At 54.6% G+C, this 5,864-nt stretch carries 8 protein-coding genes; 4 read left to right on the forward strand and 4 right to left on the reverse strand.

Translation table 11 applies throughout. The features are described 5' to 3' along the window. The 4 genes from HYU99_11520 to HYU99_11535 form a co-directional block, all read right to left on the reverse strand. On the reverse strand, positions 1–118 hold a 118-nt coding region (locus tag HYU99_11520; GenBank protein MBI2340974.1), incomplete at its 3' end, for a ferredoxin. An 81-nt stretch (positions 119–199) separates the two neighbouring features. Further along, positions 200–1,003, reverse strand: coding sequence for a L,D-transpeptidase (locus HYU99_11525; GenBank protein ID MBI2340975.1), 804 nt, complete (start codon positions 1,001–1,003; stop codon positions 200–202). 64 nt (positions 1,004–1,067) lie between these two features. Further along, positions 1,068–2,789, reverse strand: a complete 1,722-nt coding sequence (gene ispG, locus HYU99_11530; protein MBI2340976.1) for a (E)-4-hydroxy-3-methylbut-2-enyl-diphosphate synthase — start codon at positions 2,787–2,789, stop codon at positions 1,068–1,070. Between the two features lie 52 nt (positions 2,790–2,841). Next, entirely contained in the window at positions 2,842–3,732 is an 891-nt protein-coding gene (locus HYU99_11535; protein MBI2340977.1) for an alpha/beta hydrolase, read from the reverse strand. Between the two features lie 209 nt (positions 3,733–3,941). Here HYU99_11535 and HYU99_11540 point away from each other — a divergent pair, with 209 nt between their 5' ends. From HYU99_11540 to HYU99_11555, 4 genes are all read left to right on the forward strand, one after another. After that, a complete protein-coding gene (locus HYU99_11540) occupies positions 3,942–4,424 on the forward strand; it encodes a hypothetical protein (protein MBI2340978.1) in 483 nt (160 codons plus the stop codon). Next, positions 4,421–5,413 (forward strand): RluA family pseudouridine synthase, encoded by a 993-nt coding sequence (locus HYU99_11545; GenBank protein ID MBI2340979.1) that lies wholly within the window; start codon positions 4,421–4,423, stop codon positions 5,411–5,413. The genes HYU99_11540 and HYU99_11545 overlap by 4 nt, the downstream gene beginning before the upstream one ends. After that, complete coding sequence (locus HYU99_11550; GenBank protein ID MBI2340980.1) at positions 5,361–5,642, forward strand: DUF507 family protein; 282 nt, start codon at positions 5,361–5,363, stop codon at positions 5,640–5,642. The genes HYU99_11545 and HYU99_11550 overlap by 53 nt, the downstream gene beginning before the upstream one ends. A gap of 15 nt (positions 5,643–5,657) precedes the next feature. Further along, positions 5,658–5,864 (forward strand): DUF507 family protein (locus HYU99_11555; protein ID MBI2340981.1); only part of this gene is annotated, 207 nt, incomplete at its 3' end.

The following is a 5,864-nucleotide window of genomic DNA, read 5'->3' on the forward strand; positions in this document are numbered from 1 at the left end:
GATTTTGCTTGAAATTGGCGGGGGCGGTGGTCCGGCAGAGGTCGCAGTCGATACACTGGCTGTCGACAAACCAGCTTCCGGTCACGTTGTCTTTGACCTTCTCTTCCTTGTTTGCCATAGATAAATAACCCTCCTTGCGGGTGGTGATATAAATTAAATCGCCCCCGGTTTGTCAAGTAGGGTATTTGGGACTGACAAGTCATTCGCCCGTGGCGCTACCACCGGCAGGGCCGGTGCCACCTTCGATGCTTTTCGCGAGGGTTTCCATGGGGACCATCACCGTCTGGTTTTTGAAGGCCTTGAGAAGCGCCGCAATTTTTTTCGGATTAGGGATCATTTTTTTTGACAGATGGGGTTTGATCCTTTCGGCCACAGTGCCCGCGAGATTTCCCTGCCGGTTGTACAAATCAGGGGCGATCAGCACATAGCCGTCGTAAATTTTGACCAGGTCATAGTTGAAAACAACCGGCACCTCGCGGTTGAGCCTCGATTCAAACTCGGCCTGCGGGTTGCTGTTGGCCTTTTCCATCGCCTCGATGGCCGAGGCGTCCGAATATTCGGTCATCAACAGTTGAACAAGCCCGAACAGATCCTCGAAGAGCATCCGGACACAGCCGTGCGAGGCCCACTGGCCGATGGAATGGATGACCCGCGTGCCGTGAATCAGATAACTTTTGCCGAGCGGCAATTTGATCTCGCCCAGCGGGTTTTTGGCATCGCGCGGCGGCACCGGCGTCGGGTCTTCCACCCAATCGCTTCCCTTCGGAGGGGTCCACCAGGGGTTCCAGACCACGCGGTTGAAGGCGCGCCGGCCAATGGGGCTTGGGTAGGAGGGCATGCCGACGGCCACAGGATAGGTTTTGAGGATGTGGTCCCCCTTGGCGAGGACCAGTTTCCTCTGCGGGACCTGAACCTCGATCCAGTATCCCTTCTCCTTTTTCATCAGGTCGGCCGTATCGGGATTAAGGAGGGTGACCGGAACGGGGGGTTTCTTCGGCGCCACCCCGCCGCAACCTGTGGGTAAACACAAAATTCCAAACGCCAATCCGCCTAAGGCGGACCAAATTTTAAACAATTTCCACCCACCGATTGTGCACCTTGATGAGAGAAACGAGGCGGGAGACGGCTGATTCTTCCGGTATGTTTCGTTCAACACATTCCTTTCCAACATAAAGACTGATCTTTTTTTGGCCGGTGCCCACATAGCCGAAATCGGCGTCGGCCATCTCGCCGGGGCCGTTCACGATGCACCCCATGACGGCGATTTTCACCCCTTTTAAATGGGAGGTGATTTCCTGGATCTTCCGCGTGGTGGACTGAAGATCAAACTGCGTCCGGCCGCACGAGGGACAGGCGATGTATTCCGTTTTCGAAATCCGGAGCCGCGCCCCCTGCAGGATATTGTACGCGAGTTTCATCGTTTCGGAAAGCGAAGAATTGGCGGCAGGGAGACAGATCGCGTCTCCAATGCCGTCGAGGAGGAGGCTTCCAAAAATCACGGCAGGGCTCAAAAGCGGATCGTCGAGCGGCCCCGGACAATAGCGAAGCATGACGGGGGCCGATGGATCTCCCCCGGAGGAGTCTGCGGAGAGGAGAGGATTTTCGGTTTCAAAGATAACCGGGATTTCGGAAAAGGAGGGGATCTTCTCACCAGAGCCATCGTCGATGACCTCCACCCCTTCCAGCGGAAGGTTTTTTCCCTCCGGCGAACGGCGCCAGGTTTCGTATTCCTCTGCAAACTTTTTAATTTGACTCAAGGGAACCGAAACCCACACACGAACCGGCTCGTTTCCACCGTGGGCCACACCTCCGATCATGATCCGCTTTGTGGGGCGGCGGCGGTATTCGAGAGATGCTGAAAAAGAAGGTTGATGGTTGATGGTTGATGGTTGATGGTTGATGGTATGAATATGCAATGCATTGTATTTCTGCACCAGTTGATACGCCACCGGCACCTCGTTGACAGCGTCTTCGGTGAGCGAAACGCGGATGGTGTCGCCGATGCCGTCTTCCAGAAGCGCCCCGATGCCGATGGCCGACTTGATCCGTCCCTCGTCGCCAAAGCCCGCCTCCGTCACGCCGAGGTGGAACGGATAATTCATTCCCTCTTTTTTCATCCGCTCGTCCAAAAGCCGGTAGGCCGCCGTCATCACCTGCACGTTCGAGGCCTTCATCGAAAGGACCAGATTGCGGTAATCCAGCTCTTCGCAAATCCGCACAAACTCCAGAGCCGATTCCACCATCCCCTCCGGCGTGTCGCCATACCGGTTCATGATCCGGTCGGATAAAGAACCGTGGTTGGCGCCGATCCGCATGGCCACATCGTACTCTTTACATTTGAGAACCAGCGGGACAAATTTTTCGCGGATGCGTGTAAGCTCCTCGGCGTATTGCGCGTCGGTATACTCGAAAGTTTTGAAAAGTTTTTTGTCGACGAAGTTGCCGGGATTGATCCGCACCTTTTCCACATAAGGGACCACTTGCATGGCGATAGATGGGGTGAAGTGGATGTCGGCCGCCAGCGGGACCTTGATCTTTCTTTTTTTCAGCTCGGTACGGATGTTTGGAAGATTGTCGCAGTCGGCCTGTGTGGGGACGGTGACGCGGACGATTTCGCACCCCGCCTCGACCAACCGCTCAATTTCGGGGATAAGGCTCGCCGTATCCTTCGTGTCCGACGTTGTCATCGACTGGACACGGATCGGATAATTCCCGCCGACGGCGATCTGACCGACCCAGACGGTGCGGGCGGACCTGCGGCGGTAAGTTGTCTGGCGTGAAAGGAGCATGATAGGGGGTGAATTATTGGGTTCGAGGGGAAAAGTCAATACGGTGCGGATTTCACCTCTTTTCGAGTTCCCCCAAAAATTTCTCCACCCTCATGTTGATCATCTCCGGAAATTCGAGGATGCAATAATGGGTTCCACCCGGAACAATGAGAAGCTGGGCGTTGGGGATCTCTTCGGCCATTTTTTCGGCCACCTTCATGGGAGTGAGGAGGTCGGAATCCCCCGCCATGACGAGGGTGGGGACTTTTATCTTCGGAAGAAGGTCGCTCGCGTCGTGCTCGCCCAGATGCCGCATGATTTCGTGATACATCTTCAAGTCGGTTTGAAGCATCCCGCGGGCCACCTCCTGAAAGATTTCGGAATCGAGATTTTCATGCACCAGGCCCAGTTTGGCGATGAGGTTGATCAGCCCTTTCCAATCGATAAGCCGGATGGCCAGAGGCTTGATGGCCGGTTGAACCGCCGGGACAATCTTTTGCGCCAGTTCGTTGACCTTGGGGAGAATGTAGCGGGAGAGCGGGCTGTTCAAGGCGGTATCGAAAGGACTGCCGTAGGTTCCGTTCAAGAGAATCATCCCCTCAAAGATGGGGGAGAGACTCCGGTAAGACTCCAGACAGACCTGTACCCCCATCGACCAGCCGGCGACCACCGCCTTTGAGATTTTCTCCTTTTTGACAATGGCGGCCAGGTCGGCCACATGATCGGAAATGGTCATGCGTGCCTCGTCAGCGGGTGGATCGGAATGAAAAAGGCCGCGGTAATCCCAGGCGATGAATCGATAGTGGTCGGCAAAACGGGTGTAGAGCGGCTTCCAGGCCACAACCGTCCCCCCAAGGCCGTTGCAGAGGATGATGGTCTTTGGCCCCTTTCCGATGACCTGATAGCCGATTTTCGTCCCGTCGGTGCTTTTGACGGTCTTTTGAACGATAGGAAAGTCTTTCATTCAGTCACAAGCAAAGAGAGTCCCTTTGTCTTCGCAATTTTCGCAAGCCGCCTCGAGTTGGTTTGTCTCGCCGGCAGATGGGACCGGCGGGAACGAAAATTGCACAGTCCAAAAGGACTCTCTTTGTTTGTTGTTGAACCACCTGAGCTGTTACCATGCAGTTTAATTTGCTTTTGAGCCGATGCTCCCATAAAATGATCTTTTAGACCATGAAAAAGAGAACCCGAAAGAAGCGGCGCGAGATGCGCAAGAAGAAGAAGAAGAGGGAAATCAAGATCCGCGTCAAGGTCTCGCCGCGCCTCCAATGGGCGATCCCCTATCTAAAAAAGGCCAAGGCCCGGATGCCTTCGCTGATCCTCCCCACCCAGATCCGTTCGTTCATGCCGGTGCGGCGGAAAATCATGCGGGTTCTGGGGAACGTCTATTTCGAGACGCGGATCATCGTTCTGGCCACACACACCCAGCAGACCACCACCACCAAAAGGGGGCGCATCCGCGTCAAAAAAATCGTGGCCATCCCGCGCGCCGAAATCCTCGACACGCTGGCGCACGAGCTGGCGCACATGCGCTATCCCGAACACAACTACGAGCATGACGAATACACGCGGACGATTTTCAAGACCTTCGACATGACGCAGAAGTGCCCGACCTGCAAGGGGACGGGGAGGGTGCAGATGGAGAGCAAACCTTGAGGAAAATTCCAAATTCCAAATTCCAAATTCCAAATAAAACACAAAAAACAAAAAACAAACTGGTTCGTCTCGATAGCTATTTTCGCAAGACCTATCCCCACGTAACTCGTCGGGAGCTTCTGAAATTTTTCCGGGAGAAAAAAATTCTCGTCGGGGGCCGTCCGGCGGCAAAAAGCGATCCGGTGACCGGCGGGGAAAATTTCACCCTTCCTCCGGAGTTTTTCCGGACGGAGCGGAGCCTTGCGCCAAACCCGGAACTCGGAGTCAAAATCATCCACGAGGACGACGCGATTTTGGTCGTGTCGAAGCCGGCGGGCATGCCGTCGGTGGCGCATTCGTATGACGAAACAGGGACGCTGGCCAATTTTTTAATCGCCCATGATCCAAAATTAGCCGGCGTCGGCGATAAACCCCTGGAGCCGGGGATGGTCCATCGTCTGGACACGGAAACCTCGGGCCTGATGGTCGTGGCAAAGACAGCGGAGGCCTTTGCGAATCTGAAAGGTCAGTTTAAGGAACGGAAGGTCTTGAAAGAATATCGGACGCTGGTGGAGGGAGTGGTAAAGGAGGGAGGAGAAATCACGGCGCCGATCGGGACGAATCCGAAAAACATCCGGAAGGTGAAAGTCTTTGCCGAGCGTCAAATCCCCCCTGGCCCCCCTTTAGCAAAGGGGGGGAGGGGGGATTTAATCAAAGGGGCGCAGGAGGCGGTCACAAAATACCGCGTTGAGAAGACATATCCCGAAAAAACCCTCCTTCGCGTCCAAATCATCACCGGCGTCCGCCATCAGATTCGCGCACATCTGGCTTATCTCGGCCATCCGGTGGTCGGTGACGGATTGTACGGATCGAAATTGAAAGCTCGACGCTTGTGTCTGCATGCGGTAGGATTGGGGTTTGTTCATCCGGTGACGGGGGAATGGGTGGAGTTTGAAGATGCGCCTCAAAACGGAACAGATCCTGAAAATTTCGGAGTTGATCCTGCATAACCTTCAGGAAAAAAAACTCATCGCGCCGCGGGTTCCCAAAAACAAAATTCTGGAATCGATCGCGGCGATTATCACCGGCGACCTGATGGCCGAGGTAAAAATAGAGGACGAGGCGCGGAAGTTGATGGACAAATATCGGACCCAAATCGAATCGGGGATGTTGAATGAAAGGGAGTTGCTGTTGAAGATCAAGAAGCAGTTGGCGAAGGAGAAAAAGATCGTCCTATAAGTGCACGGTTTTTTTATGCGTCTATCCGAAGACCGAATCTCGCATATTTGTCTCAAAATCCACGACCGTCTCTATCTGGACGAGCTGGTGGACTATACCGACGAGGACGAGGCGCTCCGCGTAATCAAAAAAACGATGACCGATTTTCTGGCGATGGACGATCATATCGACGACTTTGTCCGCGAAAAAATCCGCTCCATCAAGCGGGGCATTGTGGAAGGC

The sequence above is a fragment of the Deltaproteobacteria bacterium genome, assembly GCA_016183175.1.
In the GTDB taxonomy this organism is placed as follows: domain Bacteria; phylum UBA10199; class UBA10199; order UBA10199; family SBBF01; genus JACPFC01.

Excerpts from the sequence above, each read along its gene's own strand:
- ispG (MBI2340976.1), bottom strand. The coding sequence starts at position 2,789 with ATGCTCCTTTCACGCCAGACAACTTACCGCCGCAGGTCCGCCCGCACC.
- HYU99_11535 (MBI2340977.1), bottom strand. The coding sequence starts at position 3,732 with ATGAAAGACTTTCCTATCGTTCAAAAGACCGTCAAAAGCACCGACGGG.
- HYU99_11540 (MBI2340978.1), top strand. The coding sequence starts at position 3,942 with ATGAAAAAGAGAACCCGAAAGAAGCGGCGCGAGATGCGCAAGAAGAAG.
- HYU99_11550 (MBI2340980.1), top strand. The coding sequence starts at position 5,361 with ATGCGCCTCAAAACGGAACAGATCCTGAAAATTTCGGAGTTGATCCTG.